This is a genomic window from Micromonospora sp. DT68 (assembly GCF_049847245.1).
GTDB lineage: Bacteria > Actinomycetota > Actinomycetes > Mycobacteriales > Micromonosporaceae > Micromonospora > Micromonospora profundi.
This window is the reverse complement of record NZ_JBNCNZ010000062.1, coordinates 1-701: the sequence shown is the minus strand read 5'-3', so window position 1 is coordinate 701 and position 701 is coordinate 1. Positions and strand designations below refer to the sequence as shown.

1 protein-coding gene is annotated in these 701 nt (G+C 69.6%); it reads right to left on the bottom strand.

The features are described 5' to 3' along the window. On the bottom strand, positions 1–686 hold a 686-nt coding region (locus ACPXB1_RS30635), incomplete at its 3' end, for an AMP-binding protein (RefSeq protein ID WP_425736177.1). Positions 687–701: the final 15 nt, after the last annotated feature.

Genomic DNA, 701 nt, shown 5'->3' with positions numbered 1-701 from the left:
CCCACCGACCCAAACGGATCCGGCACAAACCGATCCGCCGTCAACCCCGCAGCACCCCAATAACCCCGACCCACACCGACGCCGCCGAGATACAGCTCGCCAGGTACGCCGATCGGGACCACAGTGAGGTCCTCGTCGAGGACGTAGAGCCGCAGGTTGGGGTGCGGGCCGCCCAGGGGCACCCGGGTCAGCTCGGCCAGGGCGTCGGGGTCGCACCGCCAACTGGTGACGTCGACAGCCGCCTCGGCGGGCCCGTAGGTGTTGTGCAGTTCGCAACCGGGCAGAGCCGCCAGGAACGCCCGCGCCACGTCGACGGGCAACTCCTCGCCGCCGACCCCGACGGAGCGCAGCGAGGTGCACTGCTCGAGGCCCTCGGCGAGGAGCGCCGACAGCATCGTCGGAACGAAGTGGACCGTCGTCACCTGCTCGGCGATGATCAATTCGCGCAGGTACGCGGGGTCGCGGTGGCCGCCAGGTCGGGCGACGACGATCCGCGCGCCGGCCGACAGTGCGGCGTAGACCTCAGCAGGTGAAACATCGAAGCCGATCTCGGTCTTCTGGAGGACGACGCCGTCCGGGCCGAGGCGGTAGACCTCAGGCAGTACGTGTTGGGTGCGGTTGACGAGGCCGGCGTGGGTGACGACCGCGCCCTTCGGCCGGCCCGTCGAGCCCGACGTGTAAATCACATAACAGGCGTTGTC